This is a genomic window from Komagataeibacter kakiaceti JCM 25156, from assembly GCF_000613305.1.
Map to the genome: position 1 here is coordinate 1 of NZ_BAIO01000836.1, position 689 is coordinate 689.

Annotated in this window: 1 protein-coding gene; it reads left to right on the forward strand. The window is 69.8% G+C overall.

All coding sequences use genetic code 11. The annotated features are described in order from the left end of the window. On the forward strand, positions 1-689 hold a 689-nt coding region (locus JCM25156_RS19365; protein WP_025814458.1), incomplete at both ends, for an NAD(P)/FAD-dependent oxidoreductase.

The following is a 689-nucleotide window of genomic DNA, read 5'->3' on the forward strand; positions in this document are numbered from 1 at the left end:
GGATGCGGGGCGGCAGGTTCCTGTCCGCCAATCCGCATTTCGCCAAATCGGCGCTGGCGCGGTACACCCCGGCCGATTTCCTCTCCCTTGTCCGCCGCCACCGCATTCCCTGGCACGAGAAGGCGGCGGGTCAGTTGTTCTGTGACCGCTCGGCGCGCGACATCGTGGACATGCTGCTGCGTGAATGCGCGGCGGGGCAGGTGGATGTGCGCCTGTCGCACCGGATCATCGACGTGGCGCGCGATAGCGCGGGACTTTACCGGGTCGAGACGGATCACGGGGTTTTCGTGGCGCGCGGCCTGATCGTGGCCACGGGGGGGCTGTCCATTCCCAAACTGGGCGCCACGGGCCTTGCGCATGATCTCGCGCGCCGGTTCGGCCTGCGGGTCGTGGCGCCTGCCCCGGCGCTCGTGCCGCTGACATTCGGCGCGCAGGATCTGGAATGGATGGAACCGCTGGCCGGGCTGTCGGTCAATGTGGCGATCAGTTGCCACAGCGGGGCGGGGCGGCAGGCGCGCCATGTCGTGTTCCGTGATGGCATGGTGTTCACCCACCGGGGTCTGTCCGGGCCCGCCATCCTGCAGGCGTCATCGTACTGGCAGGCGGGGCAGGCGCTGGAGATCGACCTGCTGCCCGGCATCGACGCGGGCAGGCGGCTGCTGGACATCAAGCGCGACCGCCCGCGCGCG